This is a genomic window from Methylorubrum podarium, assembly GCF_040270385.1.
In the GTDB taxonomy this organism is placed as follows: domain Bacteria; phylum Pseudomonadota; class Alphaproteobacteria; order Rhizobiales; family Beijerinckiaceae; genus Methylobacterium; species Methylobacterium podarium.
Genome location: NZ_JBELQE010000133.1, coordinates 39650 through 60016, shown reverse-complemented (window position 1 = coordinate 60016; position 20367 = coordinate 39650). Strand labels below are relative to the sequence as shown.

Annotated in this window: 17 protein-coding genes and 1 other annotated feature; of the genes, 10 read left to right on the top strand and 7 right to left on the bottom strand. The window is 70.6% G+C overall.

What is annotated here, in order from left to right; genetic code table 11:
- Window positions 1-51 precede the first annotated feature (51 nt).
- Window positions 52-714, top strand: coding sequence for a hypothetical protein (locus ABS772_RS25730; RefSeq protein ID WP_350397531.1), 663 nt, complete (start codon window positions 52-54; stop codon window positions 712-714).
- A 174-nt stretch (window positions 715-888) separates the two neighbouring features.
- Here the strand turns inward: ABS772_RS25730 and ABS772_RS25725 are convergent, their stop codons facing one another.
- From ABS772_RS25725 to ABS772_RS25710, 4 genes are all read right to left on the bottom strand, one after another.
- Window positions 889-2625: an AMP-binding protein gene (locus ABS772_RS25725; RefSeq protein WP_350397529.1), complete on the bottom strand. Its 1737-nt coding sequence runs from the start codon at window positions 2623-2625 to the stop codon at window positions 889-891.
- A gap of 150 nt (window positions 2626-2775) precedes the next feature.
- The gene (locus ABS772_RS25720) at window positions 2776-3552 is read right to left on the bottom strand and encodes a hypothetical protein (protein ID WP_350397527.1); all 777 of its coding nucleotides are present in this window, start codon (window positions 3550-3552) and stop codon (window positions 2776-2778) included.
- Between the two features lie 8 nt (window positions 3553-3560).
- Entirely contained in the window at window positions 3561-5054 is a 1494-nt protein-coding gene (locus tag ABS772_RS25715) for a leucyl aminopeptidase (RefSeq protein ID WP_350397525.1), read from the bottom strand.
- A gap of 118 nt (window positions 5055-5172) precedes the next feature.
- Window positions 5173-6180 carry a transporter gene (locus ABS772_RS25710; RefSeq protein WP_350397524.1) on the bottom strand — a complete coding sequence of 336 codons (1008 nt, stop codon included), beginning with the start codon at window positions 6178-6180 and terminating at the stop codon, window positions 5173-5175.
- A 419-nt stretch (window positions 6181-6599) separates the two neighbouring features.
- On the opposite strand from ABS772_RS25710, the gene lptF reads away from it, so the two are divergent.
- The 8 genes from lptF to ABS772_RS25670 all read left to right on the top strand — a co-directional run bounded on the left by lptF (window position 6600) and on the right by ABS772_RS25670 (window position 16341).
- On the top strand, window positions 6600-7769 hold the full coding sequence (lptF, locus tag ABS772_RS25705) for an LPS export ABC transporter permease LptF (RefSeq protein WP_350397522.1): 1170 nt from the start codon (window positions 6600-6602) through the stop codon (window positions 7767-7769).
- Between the two features lie 10 nt (window positions 7770-7779).
- Window positions 7780-8868: an LPS export ABC transporter permease LptG gene (gene lptG, locus ABS772_RS25700; protein ID WP_350397521.1), complete on the top strand. Its 1089-nt coding sequence runs from the start codon at window positions 7780-7782 to the stop codon at window positions 8866-8868.
- 75 nt (window positions 8869-8943) lie between these two features.
- Window positions 8944-11532, top strand: coding sequence for an LPS-assembly protein LptD (locus tag ABS772_RS25695; protein ID WP_407943023.1), 2589 nt, complete (start codon window positions 8944-8946; stop codon window positions 11530-11532).
- An 85-nt stretch (window positions 11533-11617) separates the two neighbouring features.
- A complete protein-coding gene (locus ABS772_RS25690; protein WP_350397519.1) occupies window positions 11618-12097 on the top strand; it encodes a tellurite resistance TerB family protein in 480 nt (159 codons plus the stop codon).
- 124 nt (window positions 12098-12221) lie between these two features.
- Entirely contained in the window at window positions 12222-12608 is a 387-nt protein-coding gene (locus ABS772_RS25685) for a CidA/LrgA family protein (RefSeq protein ID WP_350397517.1), read from the top strand.
- Window positions 12605-13321 carry an LrgB family protein gene (locus tag ABS772_RS25680; RefSeq protein ID WP_350397515.1) on the top strand — a complete coding sequence of 239 codons (717 nt, stop codon included), beginning with the start codon at window positions 12605-12607 and terminating at the stop codon, window positions 13319-13321. Before ABS772_RS25685 ends, ABS772_RS25680 begins: the two co-directional genes overlap by 4 nt.
- A gap of 203 nt (window positions 13322-13524) precedes the next feature.
- Entirely contained in the window at window positions 13525-14679 is a 1155-nt protein-coding gene (locus ABS772_RS25675) for an adenylate/guanylate cyclase domain-containing protein (RefSeq protein ID WP_350397513.1), read from the top strand.
- Window positions 14680-14739: 60 nt separating this feature from the next.
- Window positions 14740-14795, top strand: a sequence feature (sul1 is cis-regulatory element that is thought to sense ions involved in sulfur or methionine metabolism; They are found in Alphaproteobacteria).
- Window positions 14796-14862: 67 nt separating this feature from the next.
- The gene (locus tag ABS772_RS25670) at window positions 14863-16341 is read left to right on the top strand and encodes a SulP family inorganic anion transporter (RefSeq protein WP_350397511.1); all 1479 of its coding nucleotides are present in this window, start codon (window positions 14863-14865) and stop codon (window positions 16339-16341) included.
- A gap of 25 nt (window positions 16342-16366) precedes the next feature.
- Here ABS772_RS25670 and rsmA read toward each other — a convergent pair whose 3' ends face one another.
- Window positions 16367-17239 carry a 16S rRNA (adenine(1518)-N(6)/adenine(1519)-N(6))-dimethyltransferase RsmA gene (gene rsmA / locus ABS772_RS25665; protein WP_350397509.1) on the bottom strand — a complete coding sequence of 291 codons (873 nt, stop codon included), beginning with the start codon at window positions 17237-17239 and terminating at the stop codon, window positions 16367-16369.
- A gap of 10 nt (window positions 17240-17249) precedes the next feature.
- Window positions 17250-18299, bottom strand: coding sequence for a 4-hydroxythreonine-4-phosphate dehydrogenase PdxA (gene pdxA, locus ABS772_RS25660; protein ID WP_350397508.1), 1050 nt, complete (start codon window positions 18297-18299; stop codon window positions 17250-17252).
- A gap of 562 nt (window positions 18300-18861) precedes the next feature.
- Here pdxA and ABS772_RS25655 point away from each other — a divergent pair.
- Window positions 18862-19038, top strand: a complete 177-nt coding sequence (locus ABS772_RS25655; protein WP_238257494.1) for a hypothetical protein — start codon at window positions 18862-18864, stop codon at window positions 19036-19038.
- A 220-nt stretch (window positions 19039-19258) separates the two neighbouring features.
- Here the strand turns inward: ABS772_RS25655 and modC are convergent, their stop codons facing one another.
- Window positions 19259-20353, bottom strand: coding sequence for a molybdenum ABC transporter ATP-binding protein (modC, locus tag ABS772_RS25650; protein ID WP_350397505.1), 1095 nt, complete (start codon window positions 20351-20353; stop codon window positions 19259-19261).
- Window positions 20354-20367: the final 14 nt, after the last annotated feature.

Here is a 20367-nt window from a genome sequence, read left to right as displayed (position 1 = left end):
GGAGCGAGGCCGCATCCCCTGTTTTGGAGCGATTGGTATCGCAGAAAATACTTGTCGCACATTGGCGATATCGAACCATTTTATCATTTTCTCGTCGAAGGAGAGAAAAATAACTTCGATCCAAATCCCCTGTTCGATACCAGATGGTACAGAGAAAAATATAACATCCCGACGTCCGAAAGCGCTTTGAAGAATTATATCTATGGTGGGCACCTGACGCGTGATCCGCATTTCATGTTCGACTCAACGTATTATCGCTCCATCGTTATTTGCAATGACTCCAGTCCTTTGGAGCATTACCTTGCGAGCCGAACCGGTATCGATCCCTGCGTCTTATTCGACGCAAGGTATTTCGCGGAACAATACAATAAAATTTCAGGCGCAAAACTTGACGCTGGGATCCCGTTGCTTGTTCAATATCTTGAGTCGTCAATGTATTGTGATATCGATCCTCATCCGCTTTTTTCGAAGAAATACTATTCATCGCGATACGGAGATGTCCGATCGTCGGGTATCGATCCCTTCGAGCACTACATGAGATTTGGATATTTCGAGAAAAGGCAAACGCATCGGATCTTCGAGCCCGATCATTACTTGGACTTGCGTCCTGCCGCGCGGGGGCGCAATCCGCACATCCAGACCCTGACGATGTGTCTCGTCCGAATGCTGCTCCGTGCCGCTCAGGGACCCCGCATAAGGCGGAAAACCGGCTAACTCGATCCCGGAGGGCGTCTTCGTGAAAAGAAGGCCAGCCTTTCGCAGCGGACGTGGTCCCGGTTGCTGAACCGGTGACCAAGCCATGCTTGCAAGTTCCCGTGGCAGGCCGGACCTCCGAAGACGTCTCCGACAGACGACGGCGAGGATGCTTGGCAATCCCGTCGGGGGACGTCACCGGGTCGGAGCGGTCTCCTCCCGCAGCGCCCGGCGCAGCACCTTGCCGACATTGGTCTTCGGCAGGCTGTCCTGGATCACGATCCGGCGGGGCACCTTGTAGCCGGTGAGGCTCGCGCGGGCATGCGCCCGGAGGGCGTCCGGCTCCACCGAGGGATCGCGCAGCACCACGTGGGCGACGACCATCTCGCCGCTCTCGCCGCAGGGCGCGCCGACGACCGCGCACTCGACCACCGCCGGATGGGTGGCGAGCACGTCCTCGACCTCGTTCGGGTAGACGTTGAAGCCGGAGACGAGGATCATGTCCTTCATCCGGTCGACGATGCGGATCTGGCCGTCCGGCGTCATCACCGCCACGTCGCCGGTGCGGAAGAAGCCGTCGGCGGTCATCGCCGCCCGCGTCTCCTCGGGCCGGTTCCAGTAGCCCGCCATCACCTGGGGCCCGCGCACGCAGAGCTCTCCCGGCACGCCGAAGGGCAGCACCGTGCCGTCCTCGGCGCGGATCGTCACCTCGGTCGAGGGCAAGGGATAGCCGATCGTCCCGGTCCAGTCGGCGAGCCCGAGCGGGTTGACGCTGACCACGGGCGAGGTCTCCGACAGGCCGTAGCCTTCGAGGATGGTCTGGCCGGTGATCGCCTTCCAGCGGGCGGCCACCGCCGACTGCACCGCCATGCCGCCGCCGACCACGTATTCCACCTTGGAGAAATCGACCGTGCCGATCTTCGGGTGGTTGTTCAGCGCGTTGAACAGCGTGTTGACGCCGGCGAAGTTGGTGAAGCGGGTGCGGCTCAGGGTCTTCACGAAGCCGTCGAGGTCGCGCGGGTTGGGGATCAGCAGGCAGCAGCCGCCGAGCCGGAAGAAGAACAGGAAGCAGGCGGTCAGCGCGAAGATGTGGTAGAGCGGCAGCGCCGTCACCGCCACGCGCCCGTCGCCGTCCTCCGCCGAGCCGCGGAACCACGCCCGGCTCTGTTCGATATTGGCCATGACGTTGCGGTGGGTCAGCATCGCCGCCTTGGCGATGCCGGTGGTGCCGCCGGTATATTGCAGGAAGGCGACGTCGCCGGGCTCGATCAGGACCGGGGGCCGCTTGAGGCCGCGGCCCGCCCGCACCACCGCCTCGAACCGCAGGGTCCGCTCGGCCGGCAGGGCGTAGGGCGGCACCGCCCGCTTCACCCGCCGCGACACGAAATCGACGATCCGCCCCTTGAGCCCGAGCAGGTCGCCCGGCCCCGCCACGACGATCCGCTCCAGGCTCGGCATCTGCGGCAGCGCCTGCGCGACCGTGTGGCAGAAATTCTCCAGCACGAAGAGGACGCGGGCGCCGGAATCGTTGATCTGCGCGGCGAGCTCGCGCGGGGTGTAGAGCGGGTTGACGTTGACGACGGTGCAGCCCGCCACCAGCACGCCGAGCAGCGTCACCGGACAGGCCGGGACGTTGGGCATCATCACCGCGACGCGGTCGCCGATCCCCTCCGCGCCCGCCTCGCTCGCCCGGCCCGCCTTGCCGTAGCCGTTGGCGGCGAGCCACGCCGCCACCGCCTGCGCCGCGGCGCCGACCTCGCGGTAGCGCAGGCTCGCGCCGAAGCAGGTGACGGCCGGGCGCTCGGCGAAGCGCAGGACGCTGCGGTCGAACAGATCGACCACGGTGCCGACCGAGTCGACGTCGATGTCGGCGGGAATGCCGGGGGGATAGGCGGCCAGCCAAGGGCGCTCCGCGCTCCGGTCCTGCGCCATCCTCATCCCTCCTGCCCTGTGGCACGCGGCTTATGAGGGCCGGCCTCCCGCCGACGCCGCCGCTTCCCGTCGTGGCTTAAGCGTTTCCGGCGCGTTCGATCAACCCACACCGGCCCGCCTTGCGGAAGACATCGACCGGGTTGTCCGTGCTCAGGCCGCCCGCCGCGGTCGCAGGCGCGCGGCCACGAGCAGAAGATGCGGCAGCGCGGCAGCCGTCAGCAGCAGGGCGGCGATGACGAGGTCGCGGGCATCGAGCGGGCGGCGCGGCCAGGGGCCGAACCCGGCATCGCGGGCGAGCCCGATCAGGGCGGCGGCGAACCACAGCGCCAGGAAGCCCGCGACCGCGCCGAGCGCCGCCCGCCCCGCCCGGCGCCAGCGGCTTGCCGCGGGCGCAGGACCCGGCCGGCCGGCCAGGCGCGCGCCGAGGCCCATGGCGAGCCCGAACAGGCCGGCGGCGGCCCCCGCCCCCATCGTGTAGGCGAGCACCATCGGCGTGCCGTTGAGGAAGGCGCCGCTGCCGGTGCCGAAGCCCGCCCGCAGCACCAGCCCGCCGAAGGTCGGGTGCAGGCTCAGCCCCAGCACCAGGGCGAGGCCGACAAGGCCGCCGACGAGCCGCCGGACCACGGGGGCGGGCCCCGGCGCCACCATCACGGCCAGGATGCGGACGAGCCCGTAGACCAGCGCGAAGGCGAAGAGCGGGTAGCGGTCGAGGAAGAAGCCGTAGAACCGCGCCGCCACGTCCGGCGGCATCGCGCTGCGCTGATCGAAGCCGGTGAGGAAGACGGCGAACAGGGCGGTGAGCGCCGCCAGCAGCGGCGCCGCGGCGATCGCCCAGGCGCCCCGCTCGGTGCCCCGCTCCGAGCGCGGGGCGCGCGCCTGCGCCGGACCGGCGCCCGTTCCGGTGGGGAGCGCCTGGGCCGCGCTCACCGCTCGTCTCACCGCTCGTAGTGTTCGCGCACGAGCCGGTCGAGCAGGCGCACGCCCCAGCCCGCGCCCCAGCTCCGGTTGATCTCGGAGGGGGTGGAGGACATGCCGACGCCGGCGATGTCGAGATGCGCCCACGGCACGTCGTTGACGTAGCGCTTGAGGAAGGCGGCCGCCGTCGCCGCGCCGCCGTGGCGCCCGCCGGTGTTCTTCATGTCGGCGAACTTGGAGTCGATCGCCTTGTCGAAGGCCGGGATGAGGGGCATCCGCCACACCTTCTCGCCCGCCGCCTCGCCGGCCGCGGTGATCTGGGCCGAGAGCGCGTCGTCGTTGGAGAACAGGCCGGCGATGTCCTGGCCGAGCGCGACGATGATCGCGCCGGTGAGCGTGGCCAGATCGATCATCGCCTTGGGCTTGTAGGTCGCCTGGACGTGCCAGAGCACGTCGGCGAGCACGAGGCGCCCTTCGGCGTCGGTGTTGATGACCTCGATGGTCTGCCCCGAGAGCGAGGTGACGATGTCGGAGGGGCGGTAGGCATTGCCGTCGGGCATGTTCTCGACGATGCCGATGGCGCCGACGACGTTCGCCTTGGCCTTGCGCGAGGCCAGCGCGTGCAGCGTGCCGACCACCGCGGCCGAGCCGCCCATGTCGCCCTTCATGTCCTCCATGCCGCCGGCCGACTTGATCGAGACGCCGCCGGAATCGAACACCACGCCCTTGCCGACCAGCGCCAGCGGCGGCTCGGACGGATCGTCCGCCCCGTTCCAGCGCATGATCGCCACCCGCGGCTCGCGGGCCGAGCCCTGCGCCACCGCGAGCAGGGCGCCCATGCCGATCTCCCGCATCCGCGCCACGTCGAGGATCTCGACCTCGACGCCGAGGCGCGTCAGCTCGGAGACCCGGCGGGCATATTCCTCCGGATAGAGGACGTTCGGCGGCTCGTTGACGAGGTTGCGGGCCAGGATCACGCCCTCGGCCACCGCCTCGGCCGCCCCCGCGGCGGCCTGCGCCGCGGACGGGTCGGCGACGAGCAGGGTCAGCGCGGCCCCGGTCTCGTCCTCGTCCTTCTTCTTGGTCTTGTACTGGTCGAAGCGGTAGCTGCGCAGGCGCGCGCCGAGGGTGAAATCGGCCACGTCCCGGGCGCTGCCGGCAAATCCGGGCCAGTCGAGCACGACCCGGGCCGTGCGCGCGCCGACCTTGCCCGCGGTGAAGCCGCCGAGCAGCGTCCAGTCGGCCTTGGCGCGATCCTTCTCTCCGCCGAGGCCGATCACCACCAGCCGGTCGGCCTCCACGCCCGCCGGGGCCGGGAGGACCAGCGCGCTCTGCGCCTTGCCCTTGAAACGCTCGCTCGCGGCGGCGCGGGCGACCAGGTCGGCGCCCTGCCGACCCAGGATCTCGGCCGCGGCCCCCGACAGGGCGAGGTCGTCGCCGACGAATACGACGACGTCGCCGCCCCGGCCGCGCGACGACAGCGGCTCAAAGGCGATTTCGATCCCACCGGCCATGATGCTCTTCGCTTTCCACCCGCGTTCCGGCGGCCTGCCGCGGGCACCGCGACAGCCGGCGAACCTGTGTACCCGGTGAGGCGCAGAACGCAACGCGGGGCACGGAAGCGGGCGGCGCTCAGGGCCGCGCCTCGTTCCTGGCCACGAGCGGGGTGGGCTGGGGCGCCGATCCCTGGCCCGCGCCCGGCGCGTAGAGCGGCAGGACGAGGCGAAACCAGCCGCGGGTCTCCTCGTTGTCCTGCACCTGGCCGGCGCGGGTGCGCGTCTGCCGGGCGACGATGTCGCGGGCGACGTAGGCCTGCAGGATGAAGCGGTCGAAATTGTAGCCGACGAGGCCGCCGACCGCGAACTGCCCGGTCCTCTGGTAGTCGCGGTAGAGCGGATCGCCGCGATCCACCGCGAGGTCGAGGGAGCCGTAGGCCACCGGTCCGATCTCGAACTTCCCGAACTTCTTGACCAGCGTCAGGTCGAGGCCGAGCCCGTCCGCCTGGCCGATCGGCCCGAGCGCCTGCCCGACCGGGCCGCCGAAGCGGGCGCGCGGATCCAGGGTCAGTCCATAGGAGAGCGACGCGGTGATGTTGTAGCTGCCGTCGCCGACATAGGTCGCCGCGAAGGTCTGGCGGAGGGTCGCCGAGGCCGCCTGCGGCAGGAGCGGCGTGCCCGCGAAGCCGAGGCCGAGCGAGCCGCGGTCGCCGAACGGCAGGTAGGCGCCGAGCAGGTAGGACACGCCGATGCCGTTCCCGAGATTCCAGGCGAGCACGCCGGCGAGCAGCGGGTTGTACCTCACGCTGAGGTCGCGGTTCGGCAGCGGCGCGGGGTTGCGGGTGCTGATGAAGGCGACCGGGAACGAGACGACCGGCTGGATCTGCGCGCCGAAGAGCTTGTAGGGCGAGGCCCAGACCAGGAACGGGATGGTGCCCATCGCATCCGGCGCGTTCGGCCGGTCGGCGCGGCCGACGGTGACGGTATCGACCGCGATGACGACGCCGGTCGGCAGGGGATAGCCGGCCGTGAGGCCGACCTGCTCGCCGGCGCGCGTCGCCGGAGCGGCCTCGACCGTGGCGGCGCTCCCCGCGATGCTCAGGCACGCCGTGACGACACGCAGGGCGACCCCGCTCTTCTGCATTTCTTCCCCCTCGACTTATTTTAAAGGTGTCCACGTCAGACGAAGCGTCATCATGCATGCCATTCGTGAATCGAAATCCGAAAATGCGGCTGGCGTGAAAAGATTTGAGTATCCGCAGCGTTTTCGCAACATGCTCTGTGAAATATGATTTCGGTTGATGGCAAGGATAGGCGCGGTGTTGCGAGGCGTGCTGCTTCGGCCTGATCTGAAAAGGCTGCGCGCCGCCGCGGGCCGGGTGCAACGTCCCGCCGCGTGACCGGCCGGCCGCGCCGCGAAACGGCCTCAATCCGGGCGCCCCGAGACTCCCCGGCGCCGGAAGCTCGGCAATCGGGACAGCTTGGCCTGCGGGCCGCGACCGGCGAGAATGCCCGGCGCCGTGAGAGGTGGCGAGGACCGGGTTCGAGGGGCGGACAGCGCGGATGACGCAGATCGAGCGCTACATATTCAGGATCGCGCTCGGGGCCTTCCTCACCTGCCTGATCGGCCTCACCGGCACGATCTGGGTGACGCAGGCCCTGCGCGAGCTCGACCTCGTCACGGCCAAGGGTCAGACGCTCCTCGTCTTCCTGTTCATCACCGCCCTGTCGCTGCCGACGCTGATCACCGTGATCGCCCCGGTGGCGCTGTTCATCGCCTGCGTCTACGCGCTGAACAAGCTCAACGGCGATTCCGAGCTGATCGTGATGTCGGCCGCCGGCATGCCGCCGCGTCAGCTGCTGCGGCCCTTCGCGACGCTGGCGCTCGCCGTCAGCCTCGTGGTCGCCTTCCTGACGATCCAGGTGATGCCCTCCTCCTTCCAGGAACTGCGCGACGTGCTGACGCGGGTGCGCGGCGATTTCGTCGCCAACGTCGTCAAGGAGGGCCAGTTCACGGCGCTCGACAACGGCATCACCTTCCATTTCCGCGAGCGCGGGCCCGACGGCTCGCTCATGGGCCTGTTCATCCAGGACAAGCGCGAGGCCGGCAAGGCGGTGGTCTACCTCGCCGAGCGCGGGCGCGTGACCGAGGTGGACGGGCAGACCTACCTCGTCCTGGAGAAGGGCAGCATCCACCGCCAGCAGAAGGACAGCCGCGATTCCTCGATCGTGAGCTACGAGCGCTACGCCGTCGATCTCGCCGCCTTCACGCCCCCGGACGCGGAGACCGTCTACAAGCCGCGCGAGCGCTCGACCCTGGCGCTGCTGTTCCCCGATACGGGGGAGGGCTATTACCGCCTGCAGAAGGGCCGCTTCCGGGCCGAACTGCACGACCGGCTCTCCGCCTGGCTTTACCCGCTGGCGCTCGCCTTCATCGCCTTCGCCGCGCTCGGCGACCCCCGCACCACGCGGCAGGGCCGGGGCATGGCCGTGGCCGGCGCCGTGCTCGGCGTCGTGGCGCTACGCATCGCCGGCTTCGCCGCGAGCAGCGCCGCCGTGCGCAGCCCCGGCGCGGTGGTGGCGATCTACGCCGCGCCGCTCGGGGCCATCGCCCTCTCCTGCCTGCTGATCTTCGGCGGCGCCCGGGTGCGGACCATGAACGAGCGGCTCGGCCGGCTGGGGCGGCGGCTCGCGGGGGGCCTGCGGCGGCGCCCGGCGGCCGGGCGCGCCTGAGGGAACGATCATGCTGATCGGCGCGACCCTCGGCCGCTACTTCGCGTGGCGCTTCGTGCGCACCATCCTCGGCGTGTTCCTCACCGTCTTCGTCCTGGTCTACACCCTCGACTTCGTCGAGCTCCTGCGCCGCGCGGGCGACGCGGAGGGGGCCTCGCCCGGGCTGATGGCGCAGCTCGCCCTCTACCGGACGCCGGCCGTGGCCGAGAGCGTGCTGCCCTTCGCGGTGCTGTTCGGCTCCATGGCCACCCTGCTCCAGCTCTCGCGCAAGCTCGAACTCGTGGTGGCGCGGGCCGCCGGCATCTCCGCCTGGCAGTTCCTCCAGCCCGGCGCCTTCGTGGCCCTGGCGATCGGCGCGCTGGCGATCGGCGCCTACAATCCCCTCTCGGCGGCGCTCAAGCAGCGCTCCAGCGAGATCGAGGCGAAGATCTTCGCCAAATCCACCAAGGCCGGCACCGGCAAGGACCTGTGGCTGCGCCAGCGCAGCGTTGATGGGCAGGCGATCATCCGCGCCGAGACGGCGATCGAGGGCACGACGACGCTCGCCGGCGTCACCGTCTTCCAGTTCGACGACGCGGGCATCTTCACCGCGCAGGTCGAGGCGGCCCGCGCCACCCTGCACGACGGCTGGTGGGAGTTGCGCGATGTGCGGGTTCTCACACGCGATGAGCCCCCTGAGAGCCACGAGGTCTACCTCGTCGCCTCGACGCTGGACCCGAGCCAGATCCGCCAGCGCTTCACCCCCCCGGAATCTGTGCCCTTCTGGCAACTTCCGGACACCATCGCACGCCACGAGCGGGCCGGGCTGGATGCCACGCGCTACCGCCTCCAGTACGATGTGCTGCTGGCAACGCCCCTGCTCTACCTCGCGATGGTCCTCGTGGCGGCAACGGTTTCCTTAAGGTTCTTCCGCTTTGGTGGCGTCGGGAAACTGGTGCTCGGCGGGGTGAGCGCGGGCTTCGTTCTCTACGTCGCGCGGCAGGTCATGGAGGGGCTGGGCGCATCGGGCATGATCGCGCCGACAGTGGCGGCGTGGTTCCCCGCCGTGGTAGGGAGCTTGCTCGGTACGCTCACGCTTCTCTACCAGGAGGACGGCTGATGCGCGGTGCTCCGGGTGGAGTCGGGTTCGGGTGTGATCGTCGTGCAGGGGGCTGCACAGGGTTCGAGGGACGCGTTGCGTAAGGTCGCCGACATCGCGATCACGGTCTCCATGGCCGCACTGCTGACGGCAGCCTTCGGGTTCGCCGCGCCGCGCGCCCATGCCCAGGCCGGACTCGAAAAGCTCGCGGGCTCCAAGGGCAACGAGAAGGGCCAGCGCCTGCTCGTCGAGGCCGACGAGCTGATCTACGACAACGACCGCAACACCGTGACCGCCCGCGGCAATGCCGAGCTGCATTACGGCGCCCGCACGCTCCAGGCCGACCGGGTGCGCTACGACCGCGGCACGAGCCGGGTCTTCGCCGAGGGCAATGTCCGGCTCACCGACGAGACCGGGGCGCTGGTCACCGGCGAGCGGATGGAGCTGACCGACGACTTCAAGAACGGCTTCGTCGACGCCCTGCGCATCCAGCAGAGCGTCCAGCTCAAGGGCGAGACGGTGCGCACCCGCATCTCCGCCCCGCGGGCGGAGCGAATCGCGGGCGAGCAATCGAGCTTCGACTACGCCACCTACACCGCCTGCGAGCCGTGCAAGGACCATCCGGAGACGCCGCCGCTCTGGCAGATCAAGGCGGCCAAGATCATCCACAACAATGAGACCCACACGATCAGCTACGAGGATTCGACCCTCGAGCTCGCTGGGATCCCGGTCGCCTACCTGCCCTATTTCGAGTCGGCCGACCCGACGGTGAAGCGCAAGACCGGCTTCCTGACGCCGCGCTTCATCACCTCGACGGCGATCGGCACCGGCGTGGCGACCCCGTTCTTCATCAACCTCGATCCGAGCTACGACCTGACGCTCTCGCCCGCCTTCGTCTCGCGCCAGGGCGTGCTGGGCCAGGCCGAGTTCCGCCAGCGGATCGACAACGGCAGCTACAACCTGCGCCTGTCGGGCATCTTCCAGACGACGCCCTCGGCCTTCCTGCCGGGGCCGCTGGGCGCGGCCGACCGCGAGTTCCGCGGCTCGGTCGAATCGCGCGGGCGCTTCTTCATCAACGAGCACTGGCGCACGGGCTGGGACCTCGTCGGCGTGACCGACAAGTGGTTCCTCGACAACTACCGCATCCGCAACCAGAACATCACCACGGACTATTTCCGCGAGGCGGTCTCGACCGCCTACCTGATCGGCCAGGGCGACCGCTCGTGGTTCGAGGCGCGCGGCTACTACTTCAAGGCCCTGTCGAGCTTCGACTGGCAGAAGGAGCAGCCCGTCGTCCTGCCGGTGATCGACTACGACAAGCGCATCGACGGGCCGAAGGGCCTCGGCGGCGAGGTGCGGTTCGAGGCCAACGTCACGAGCCTCAGCCGCGAGGCGACCGACTTCCAGGGCATCCCGCGCACCGGCAGCTACCTGTTCGCCCCGAGCGTCAACGGGATCAGCTACCCGCTCTACGAGACCTGCACCACCTTCGTGCGCGACCGCTGCATCGTGCGGGGCTTAGGCGGCACCGACACGCGGCTCTCGGCCCAGGTCTCCTGGCGGCGCAGCTTCATCGACGATCTCGGCCAGGTCTTCACGCCCTTCACCTATCTGCGCACCGACGCCTTCTTCGTGAACCCGAGCCGGTCGGGCTTCCAGAACGCGCTGGTGAACAACATCACCACCGTCGACGACGGCTTCTCCGGCCGCGTCATGCCGGCGATCGGCCTCGACTACCGCTACCCCTTCGTCGCCGATTTCGGCGGTCTCGGCGTCCACACCCTGGAGCCGATCGCCCAGGTGATCGCCCGGCCCTCCGAGACCCGCATCGGCCGGCTGCCGAACGAGGACGCGCAGAGCCTCGTCTTCGACGACACCTCCCTGTTCGAGTGGGACAAGTTCTCCGGCTACGACCGGGTCGAGGGCGGCGTGCGGGCCAATCTCGGCGCGCAATATTCCGTCGTGACGCCGACCGGCTGGTACGCCAACCTGATGTTCGGCGAGTCGATCCAGATCGCGGGCGTGAACTCGTTCCGCCGCGGCGATCTCGCCAATGTCGGCCTCGATTCCGGCCTGGAGAACCGCCGCTCGGACTTCGTCAGCCGCTTCCAGCTCTCGCCCAACCAGAACATCAGCTTCATCGCCCGCGCCCGCTTCGACCAGCGCGACTTCGCGGTGAACCGGTTCGAGGCCGGCGTGACGGCGCGGTTCTCGCCGTTCCTGCCGCTCGAGACCTCGCTGTTCTACTCCTACTACGAGGCGCAGCCGGCGCTCGGCTTCCCCCATCGCCGCGAGGGCGTGACGGCGTCGGCCACCTACCGCATCACCCCGAACTGGTTCGTCACCGGCTCGGCGCTCGTCGATCTCACCCACTATCTCGACACGCGCGACACCTTCACCGACTACTACACCGCCTACCTCGCCAACCCGGTCGGCCTCTCGCCGATCTACAGCAATCCGGGCAAGGCCTACCTCTCCGGCATGAGCCTCGGCGGCGGCTATCAGGACGAGTGCACCACGGTCTCGATCAACTACATCGTCTCGCCCATCGCCACCGCGATCGGCGTGCGCGAGCGCAACCAGACCGTGCTGCTGCGCCTGGAGCTGAAGACGCTGGGCGAGGCGGACCTGCGCCAGAACGTCAGCACCTCGACGACCGCCGACGGCATCGCCTCGGTGCGCTGACGGCGGACGACCGGCGGGCCCTCCCCCTCGCTTGACCCACCCCGGCCCGCCCCGATGGCGGCGCCGACATCGGACGGGAACCGACATGGCCCTTCTCCAGCGGCTCCTCGCCTACGCCTCCTCGGCCTTCGGCCTGCCGGCCCCGGCCGAGACGGTGCCGGACGGCAGCGAGGAGCATCTGGCGGCGACCGCGCTCCTCGTCCACGTCGCCCGCGCCGACGGCGTGCTCGACCCGGCGGAGGGCGAGCGGCTGGTGCGGCTCGTGCGCCGCCGCTACGCGGAGAGCGACGCGGAGGCCGAGAGCCTGATCGAGCGCGCCGCCGCCTTCGAGGCGCAGACCCGCGACATGGCGAGTCTCGTCGAGCTGATCGGCGGCGACGGCAGCAGCCCGCAGGAGCGGGAGCGGCTGCTCGCCATGGCGTGGTCGGTGGCCGGCGCCGACGGCGACCTGCACGAGTTCGAGGAGGCGCTGGTCTGGCGGCTCGGCAAGCTCCTGGGCTTCGACGAGGCCGGCATCGCCGCCGCCCGCACCCGCGGCTTCCGCGAGCCCGCCGGCGCGCGATGACCGGTCACGGGTTTCGAAAGGGCAAGCCCTTTCGCGGGTCCAGGGCGGAGCCCTGGAAGACTGTCGGGGCGCTGCCCCGACACCCCGCCGAAGGGGTGACCCCTTCGGGATCCCGGACTCCTCGATGATCGTCAGCCTGACCCTGATCCTGCTCGCCCAGCTTCTGGGCGAGGTGGCGGCCCGCGCCGCCGGCCTGCCGGTGCCGGGGCCGGTGATCGGCATGGCCTTGCTCCTCGCCTTCCTGGTGCTGCGCGACCGGACGCGGCCGGCCTCGACGCGCGTGCTGCCGCCGCCTTTGGTCGATGGCGGGCTGGAGGGCACCGCCAAGGGGATGCTCGCGCATCTCTCGATCCTGTTCGTGCCGGCCGGCGTCGGCATCGTCGGCAAGCTCGACGTGCTGGCGAGTCACGGGGTCGCGCTCGCGCTCGTGCTCACCGTCTCGGTCACCCTGACGCTGGCGGCCACCGTACTCACCTTCGTCGCGGTCTCCAAGGTGATGGACCGGCGATGAGCGGCGAGTTCGCGCTGTGGGTCTATCTCAGCCACACGCCGCTCCTGTGGCTCACGGTGACGCTGCTGGCCTACGCCGTGGCCGACCGCCTCTTCCAGGCGGCGGGGCGCCACCCGCTCGCCAACCCGGTGATCCACGCGATCTGGATGATCGGCCTCGTGCTGACACTCACCGGCACGCCCTACCGCGCCTATTTCGAGGGCGCGCAGTTCGTGCACTTCCTGCTCGGGCCGGCGACCGTGGCCCTCGCGGTGCCGCTCTACGAGCGCCGGGCGACGGTGATGCGCGCGCTCGTGCCGATGCTCGCGGCGCTGGCCGTCGGCTGCGTCACCGCGATGACCTCGGCCCTGGTCTTCGCCCGGCTCGCCGGCATCCCCGACGACGTGCGGCTGGCCCTGGCTCCGAAATCCGTGACCACCGGCGTCGCCATGGGCATCGTCGAGGCGCTCGGCGGCGACCCGACGCTCGCCGCCGTGCTGGTGATGCTGACCGGCATGGCCGGCGCCGTGATCGTCACGCCGCTGATGCGCGCCTTGCGCGTCGAGGACATGCGTGCCCGCGGCTTCGCGGCGGGGCTCGCCGCCCACGGGCTCGGCACCGCCCGCGCCTTCCAGGTCAGCGAGGTCGCCGGCACCTTCGCCGGCATCGCCATGGGGCTCAACGCCTTCCTCACCGCGATCCTGGTGCCGGTGGCGGTGAGTTTTCTGCGCTGAGGCGATGCCGGCCGGCCGATGATCCATCACGGATGGCGGTCGAGAATAATCCGCGCCGCATTCCCGATCCGGTCCTCAGTCTTCCCGGCCCGTGCGGTGCCGCACGACGATGAGGGGGAGGGTGTCGGAAAGTCTTCGAAGGTCACGCTGTCGCCGCGATTGCCCGTCCTGCTCTGCGGCAGCACCCGGAGCCGATGAGGACGATGTCGCACGGCACCCCGATCTTCTGGATGACCATGGCCGCCGTCAGCGCCTCGTTCGGCGCGCTGCACGGCGTCCTGTTCGGCGATGGGCCGACGCCCGCCGGTATCCTCTACGGCACGGGGGTCGGGCTCCTGGTGATCGCCTACGAGCGCGGCCTCTTCCTCGCGAGCTACAGCCGGCGCCTGCGGCAGCTGCCGACGCTGGCCTATTTCGCGGCCGCCGAGATCAGCCTGGTCGTCGTGATCGTGGCCGCGATGTCGGTGACCGGCTCGCTGATCTGGGCGCTCGGCATCGCCGACAAGACCTTCCTCGAAGCGGTCACGCCCAAGCTCTTCACGATCCCGTTCGCGCTGGCGGTCTCGGCGCTGATCGTCGCCGTCCTGCGCGTTCGCGACCTGATCGGCAGCGAGACCTTCACGAGCCTCATCCTCGGGCGCTACCACCGCCCGGTCAGCGAGGAGCGCGTGTTCCTGTTCCTCGATCTCGTCGGATCGACGGCCTACGCGGAGCGGCACGGCGACCTCGCCGCACAGGAACTCCTGAAGGCCGTCTTCGCCGCGATCGCCGAGCCGGTGCGGCGCTATCGCGGACAGGTCGACGACTATGTCGGCGATCAGGTCATCGTCTCCTGGCCCCTCGCCCGGGGCATCGAGCGGGCACGCTGCGTCGCCTGCGTCTTCGCGATCCGCCAGACCCTCGAAGGCGACCGGGACGGATGGCAGGCCCGCTTCGGCTTCGTTCCCGAGCTGCGCGCGGCCCTTCACGGCGGCAGCGTCGTGACGGCGGAGGTCGGCGTCGACCGGCACAAGATCGCCTATTTCGGCGACGTCATGAACGCGACCGCCCGGCTGGAGGGCCTGTGCCGGGAGACCGGGCGGAGCGTGCTGATCTCGGAGGCGGTCCTGGCCCGGCTGCCCGCCCTTCCCGACGGCATCGAGGCCGAGGCGCTCGGAGGATACCGCCTGCGGGGCCGCAGCGAGACGATGGCGGTGCACGCCCTGGCGGCGCTGCGCGCGCCGGCCGCGGCGGCGGCGGCGAACCATCCCGCGGGCGCCGGAGCCGAGCGGATGCCGACGGTGCCCGACCACGCGCCCCGGCCGCGGCGGCCGGAGGCCGCGTTGAGCGTGCCGCGAGGATCGGCGGCCTCCGCCTGAGCCGGGCCCGGCCGCCACGTTGCGCCGCAGCACCCGACGCTCTACAAGCCGAGACATTCGCCTGGACCCGGTGCAAGCCCGGGTGGCTCTTCCGGCCGCCGATCCGCCGGATCACGCATTCGAGACGCCCTCCCCGCTCCGCCTCCCGCGCGGCGCCGCGTCCCCCTGCGGAAATTTTCTCAGATGTCCCCTGTCAGACAAGCCGCCCGCGCGTGGTTCGCGAGCCCGTGGGCCGACACCCTCTCCGGCATCGTCGTCGCCCTCGCCCTGATCCCGGAGGCGATCGGCTTCTCGGTGATCGCCGGGGTCGATCCCAAGGTCGGCCTCTACGCCTCCGTCGTCATCGCGATCGTCATCGCCTTCGCCGGCGGGCGCCCGGCGATGATCTCGGCCGCCACCGCCGCCACGGCGGTGGTGATGGTCGATCTCGTGCGCGACCACGGCGTCCAGTATCTCTTCGCCGCCACCATCCTGATGGGCGTGTTCCAGATCCTCGCCGGGCTGGCCAAGCTCGGGCGGCTGATGCGCTTCGTCTCGCGCTCGGTGATGACGGGCTTCGTCAACGCGCTGGCGATCCTGATTTTTCTGGCCCAGCTCCCCGAGCTGACCGGCGTGAGCCCGGCCACCTACGGGCTGATCGCGCTGGGGCTCGCCATCATCTACGGCTTCCCCAAACTCACCCGCGCCGTGCCCTCGCCGCTGGTGGCCATCGCCGTGCTGACGGCGCTGACCGCCTGGCTCGGGCTCGACGTGCGCACCGTCTCCCATCTCGGCGCGCTGCCGACCGCGCTCCCGAGCTTCGCCCTGCCGGAGGTGCCGCTGACGCTGGAGACCCTGCGCATCATCCTGCCCTATTCCGCGACGCTCGCCGCGGTCGGCCTGCTGGAGAGCCTGCTCACCGCGCAGATCGTCGACGACATGACCGATACCGGCAGCTCCAAGAACCGGGAATGCATGGGCCAGGGGATCGCCAACATGAGTTCGGCGGTGTTCGGCGGCATGGGCGGCTGCGCCATGATCGGGCAATCGGTCATCAACGTCTCGTCCGGCGCCCGCGGCCGTCTCTCGACGCTGGTGGCGGGGAGTTTCCTCCTCGTGCTGCTGGTCCTGCTGCAGGATCTCCTGGCCATCGTCCCCGTCGCGGCGCTGATGGCGGTGATGATCATGGTCTCGCTCAACACCTTCTCCTGGCGCTCGCTGCTGGAGCTTCGCTCGAATCCCCTGCCCTCCTCCCTGGTGATGCTCGCCACCGTCGCGGTGGTGGTCGCCACCCGCGACCTCGCCGTCGGCGTGCTGGTCGGCGTGCTGCTGTCGGGCGTGTTCTTCGCCCAGAAGGTCGCGCGGATGAACCGGGTCGTCTCCGAACTGTCGCCGGACGGGCGCACCCGCACCTACCGGGTCTCGGGCCAGGTGTTCTTCGCCTCCGCCGGCACCTTCGCCGAGAGCATCGACCTGCGCGAGCCGGTGGAGCGCCTCGTCATCGACGTCCACGCGGCGCATTTCTGGGACATCTCGGCGGTGGGCGCCCTCGACCGCGTGGTGATGAAGGCCCGCGCCAACGGCAAGGCGGTGGAGGTGGTCGGCCTCAACGAGGCCAGCGCCACCCTGGTCGAGCGCTTCGGCCAGCACGACAAGGAGACGGGCACGCTGCCGGCGCATTGAGGGGCGCACGCCACCCGCTCGCGCCCTACCCCCCCGCCTCCAGCGCCCGCGCCAGCGCCACGAACCCCGCCACCGGGATCTCTTCCGCCCGCGCCGTCTCCGGCAGCCCGGCGGCGGCGAGCAGGCGGGCGGGGTCGGGGGTGGCGGCCTTCAGGCTCTGGCGCAGCATCTTGCGGCGCTGGCCGAAGGCGGCGCGGGTGATCCGCTCCAGATCGGCGATCCGGCAGGGCAGCGGCTCGGGCCGCGGGCGCAGGTGGACGACGCTGGAGGTGACCTTCGGCGGCGGCACGAAGGCGGAGGGGGCCACGTCGAACAGGATGGTGGCCTGCGTGCGCCAGCCGCACAGAACCCCGAGCCGGCCGTAATTGGCCCGGTCGCCCTCGTCGGCGACGATGCGCTCGGCCACCTCGCGCTGGAACATCAGCGTCGCCGAGTCCCACCAGGGCGGCCAGACGTCGTCCCGCGTCTCGGCGCCGAGCCAGCCGGTGAGCAGCACGGTGGCGACGTTGTAGGGCAGGTTGGCCACGATCCTGACCGGCCCGTCGCCGACCAGCGGGCGCGGATCGAAGCCGACCGCGTCGGCATCGATCACGTCGAGCCGGCCGGGATAATGCGCGGCGATCTCGGCCAGAGCCGGCAGCGCGCGGGGGTCGCGCTCGATGGCCACCACCCGTTGGGCGCCCGCCGCCAGCAGCGCCCGGGTCAGCCCGCCGGGGCCGGGGCCGACCTCCACCACGGTGACGCCGTCGAGCGCGCCCGCCGAGCGGGCGATGCGGCCCGTCAGGTTGAGGTCGAACAGGAAGTTCTGGCCGAGCGCCTTCTTCGGCTCCAGCCCGTGCCGCCGCACCACCTCGCGCAGGGGAGGCAGGCCGTCGGCGCTCAGCGCTTCGAGGCTCATCGCGAAACAATCAGCCGCGGACGGGGAAGGGCAGGACGGTGTCCGCCCGACTCTGCGCGAGGCGCTGCGCCAGCCGCAGGGCGGCGATCAGGCTGTCCGGCTTGGCGATGCCTTTTCCGGCGATGTCGAAGGCGGTGCCGTGATCGGGCGAGGTGCGCACGAAGGGCAGGCCCAGCGTCACGTTCACGCCCTCGTCGAAGGCGAGCGTCTTGATCGGGATCAGCGCCTGATCGTGGGTGGGGGTGAGCGCCACGTCGTAGGTCGCCCGCGCCCGCTCGTGGAACAGGGTGTCGGCCGGCAGCGGCCCGCGGATGTCGATGCCCTCGCTGCGGAGCGCGGCGACGGCGGGGGCCAGCACGTCGCGGTCCTCGGTGCCCATGGTGCCGGATTCGCCGGCATGCGGGTTGAGGCCCGACAGGACGAGACGGGGGGCGTCCAGACCGAAGCGGGCGCGCAGGTCGGCGTGGACGATGCGGGCGGTGCGCTCGACGAGGTCCTGCGTCAGCAGGTCCGGCACCCGGCGCAGGGCGACGTGGATCGTCACCGGCACGACGGCGAGGGTGTCGCTCCACAGCATCATCACCGGCAGCGGCGGCTCGCGGCCTTCCCTGGCGGCGAGAGCCGCCAGGAACTCGGTATGCCCCGGATGGGCGAAGCCGACCCGGGTCAGCACGAACTTGGCGATGGGGTTGGTCACGATCGCCGAGGCCACGCCGGCACGCACCAGATCGACGGCGGCGGTGATCGACTCGACGACGGCCCCGGCATTGGCCGAATCCGGCGCGCCGGGCGTGGCCGTGACGGTGGCCCCGCTCGGCAGCGGCAGCACCGGCAGGGCGCGGGGAAACACCTCGACCGCGTCGTCGGGCTCGACCTCGGCCACCGGCACCGACAGGCCGAGCCGGTAGGCGGTGGCTTCCAGGAAGGCGGGATCGCCGATGAGCTGGAACGGCGGCACCGCCCGCTCGCGCCGCAGCCGCCACGCGGCGAGCGCGATCTCCGGCCCGATCCCGGAAGGATCGCCGAGGGTGAGGGCGAGCGGTCTGTCGTCGGAGGCCATGGGCCGGCTTATAGCGCGATTTCGCCCGGCGCAGAGGGGTTTCGGGGCGCGGTTCGGGCGGCGGCGATGCGGGGCCGGCGCGCCGGACACCCTTCCGGGCGAAGGTCTTCGAGACCGCCGCGCCGCGACGGGAGACCCGCCCCCCCCGCCTCCTCGAACGGGGCGCGCGGCACCTGAACAAAAAGCCCCGCAGCCTGTCAAGGCGCGGGGCAGGTCGAGATTGGTACCCCTTGGGAGGAGTGATCCGCAAAGTGCATATTGAATGCAGAATTACAACAGTGTCTCCGGCGATCGGCGAAAGAAAATCCTGAACGATGTGCGTCTCCGCACCTGCGGAAAACCTCACTAAGCTGGCAAATCATCGCGAAATGTGCGTCGAATGCGCCTTTCTTCTTTCCGGCCGATCTGGCAAGATCATTCCGTGAGCCTGACGGCCGGGCCGATCGTTGCCGATCGGAGGGACCATCGCCTGCGCCCGAGCCGGGCGAAAGTGTGTGCAGCGGCACCCGCACGCGGGACGGACGGCCACACATTGGAGCGATCTGCTCAAGGAGCATCATCCATGCGTGCTCTCAACGTCTTCCTGGCGGCCTTCGCCGTCGCGACCGCGGCCTTCTGGTTCTCGGTGCTGTCCTACCCGCCGCAGACGCGGGCCGCGCCGAGCGCCATCGCCGATTCCTGGCCGGTGAAGCCGAAGGCGACCCCGCCGATCGCCGACGACTACGATCCCGAATTCTGAGGAGGTTCGGCAGGCCCGAACGCCGGCCTGATATCGGATCCGGGACGGTGCTTCATACCGTTCCCGGTTGATTGCCTCGGGCCCTGCTCAATCCCGTCATCGCGAGGCGGAGCCGAAGCAATCCAGGGCGCGCCCTCTCCGGAAAAGCCGCGCCCTGGATTGCCACGGCTCCGCCTCGCAATGACGGGGGAGAAGCCGAAGTGATCAAACGGAAGCCGTATTAGATCTCGATCCGCCCGCCCCCCGGTGCGCCTCCGGCATCGAGCGCGACGCTCTTCACGATGGCGAAGACCGGGCGCCCGACCGCGAGCCCGAGGTCGCGGGCGGAGGCGCGGGTGAGGCGGGCGGCGAGCGTCGCCTCCCCGCAGGTCACCTCGACGAGGCAGGCGGTCCCCTCCTCCCGCAAGCGGGCGACCCGGCCCGGCAGGACGTTGCGGGCGCTCAGACCCTCGGGCCGCGCCAGCGCCAGCAGCACGTCGCGGGCGGGCACCCGCAGGTTCAGGCGGCGGCCCTCGGGGGCGTCGATCAGCGGCAGGTCGAGGGGGCCGGCCGGGCCGGTCAGGCGCGTCAGCCCGGCCTCCGGGTCGTGGCGCTCGACCCGCATGGCGAGCACGCTGCCGGCCTCGGCACGATCGGGGATCAGGTCGGAGCGGCGCAGCACGGCATCGACCGGGCCGCTCGCCGCCACGCGGCCCGCCTCCAGCACCACCACGGTGGAGGCGAGGCGGGCCACCTCCGCCACCGAGTGGCTGACATAGACGATCGGCAGGCCCGCCTCGTCGCGCAGGCGCTCGATATAGGGCAGGATCTCGCGCTTGCGGGCCTCGTCGAGGGCCGAGAGCGGCTCGTCCATCAGCAGGAGCCGGGGCCGCGCGAGCAGAGCCCGGCCGATCGCCACCCGCTGCCGCTCGCCCCCCGACAGGCCGGCGGGGCGCCGCTCCAGCAGCGGGCCGATGCCGAGCAGGTCGGCGACCGCGTCGAGATCCGGCCCGCCCGCGCCGCGGGAGAAGACGCGGCCGAAGCGCAGGTTCTGCCGCACGCTGAGATGCGGCATCAGCCGCGCCTCCTGGAACACGCAGCCGATCCGCCGCCGGTGCACCGGCACGCGGATGCCGCGGCCCGTGTCGAGCAGCACCGTGCCGTCGATGGCGATGCGCCCGCGCTCCGGCCGGGTCAGCCCGGCGATCAGGTCGATCACCGTGGTCTTGCCCGAACCGGAGCGGCCGAACAGGGCGGTGAGCCCGGCGCCCGCGCGGAAGGCGACGTCGAGGGTGAAACCGTCGCGGCGGAGGGACACGTCGACGTCGATGGTCATGCGGCCTTCCCGAA